2 protein-coding genes are annotated in these 1,767 nt (G+C 66.9%); both read left to right on the top strand.

The window, feature by feature from the left end; genetic code table 11:
* The first annotated feature begins 81 nt into the window (after nucleotides 1-81).
* Nucleotides 82-1,116: a DNA-directed RNA polymerase subunit alpha gene (locus ACWIE7_RS19135; protein WP_230928211.1), complete on the top strand. Its 1,035-nt coding sequence runs from the start codon at nucleotides 82-84 to the stop codon at nucleotides 1,114-1,116.
* A gap of 35 nt (nucleotides 1,117-1,151) precedes the next feature.
* Complete coding sequence (gene rplQ / locus ACWIE7_RS19130; RefSeq protein ID WP_454070325.1) at nucleotides 1,152-1,736, top strand: 50S ribosomal protein L17; 585 nt, start codon at nucleotides 1,152-1,154, stop codon at nucleotides 1,734-1,736.
* Nucleotides 1,737-1,767 lie beyond the last annotated feature (31 nt).

The following is a 1,767-nucleotide window of genomic DNA, read 5'->3' as shown; positions in this document are numbered from 1 at the left end:
GCCGCGTAACGCAGCCCGCCCGGCGACGGTGGGTTCCCACGGCGTCAAATAGCGGGCGCCGAGAATCGAAAGAGGTAGCACATGCTCATCTCCCAGCGGCCCACCCTGACCGAAGAGGTCATCTCCGAGAACCGGTCGCGCTTTGTGCTCGAGCCTCTCGAGCCGGGCTTCGGCTACACCATCGGCAACTCGCTGCGTCGTACGCTGCTGTCGTCCATCCCGGGCGCGGCCGTCACCAGTATCCGCATCGAGGGTGTCCTGCACGAGTTCACCACCGTGCCGGGCGTGAAGGAGGATGTCACCGACATCATCCTGAACCTCAAGGGCCTGGTCGTCTCGTCCGTCGAGGACGAGCCGGTCACGATGTACCTCAAGAAGCAGGGACCGGGCGTCGTCACCGCTGGTGACATCGTTCCCCCCGCCGGCGTCGAGGTGCACAACCCGGACCTGCACATCGCCACTCTCAACGAGAAGGGGCGTCTGGAGATCGAGCTCGTCGTCGAGCGGGGTCGTGGTTACGTCCCCGCCGGGCTGAACAAGGACGCGGGTCACGAGATCGGCCGTATTCCGGTCGACTCGATCTACTCGCCGGTCCTGAAGGTGACCTACAAGGTCGAGGCGACCCGTGTGCACCAGCGCACGGACTTCGACCGTCTGGTCCTGGACGTCGAGACCAAGAACTCGATGACCGCTCGTGACGCCCTGGCGTCCGCCGGTAAGACCCTCGTGGAGCTGTTCGGGCTGGCCCGTGAGCTCAACGAGGAGGCGGAAGGCATCGAGATCGGGCCCAGCCCGGCAGAGGCCGATCACATCGCCGCCTACGGCATGCCCATCGACGACCTGGATCTGTCGGTGCGGTCCTACAACTGCCTCAAGCGTGAGGGCGTCCACACCGTGGGCGAGCTCGTCGCGCGCAGCGAGTCGGATCTGCTCGACATCCGCAACTTCGGTCAGAAGTCGATCGACGAGGTCAAGGTCAAGCTCGTCGAGCTCGGCCTCTCGCTCAAGGACGCGCCTCCCGGATTCGATCCCGCCTCGGTTGCCGGCTACGACGCCGAGACCGGGACCTGGACCGACGAGGGCGGCGAGGATTACGCCGAGACCGAGCAGCTCTGACGAGCGCTCGGCACACAAATTCCTAGGAGAATCTGATGCCCAAGCCCAAGAAGGGCGCCCGCCTCGGCGGATCCGCCGCCCACCAGCGGCTCATCCTCTCGAATCTGGCCACCCAGCTGTTCGAGCATGATGCCATCCGCACCACCGAGACCAAGGCGAAGCTGCTGCGTCCCTACGCGGAGAAGCTGATCACCAAGGCTCGTCGTGGCACGCTGGCCGACCGCCGCGAGGCGGCCAAGGTCATCCGCGACAAGGACGTGCTGCACAAGCTGTTCGCCGAGATCGGCCCCCGGGTCGAGAACCGTGACGGTGGCTACACCCGGATCATCAAGCTCGAGAACCGCAAGGGCGACAACGCGCCCATGGCGATGATCGCGCTCGTGACCGAGGAGCTCGCCTCCGCCGAGGCCTCGCGCGCCACCCGCGCCGCCGCCTCGAAGAAGGCCTCGGAGAAGCCGGCCGAGGAGTCCGCCGACGTCGTGACCGCCGAGGCGGAGGCCAACAGCCCGGTCGCCGACCAGGTCGAGGCAGCTGACGAGGCCGAGGTCGAGACCGCCGTCGAGACCGCGGAGGCCGTGTCCGAGGACACGACCCACGCCGACGACGCCGACAAGGCCTGATCGACCCACGATCACAGACGTAGGCCCCGTC

It is taken from the genome of Dietzia sp. NPDC055343 (assembly GCF_053645265.1).
The sequence above is the reverse complement of the archived record's forward strand: the minus strand, read 5'-3'. Positions and strand labels throughout refer to the sequence as shown.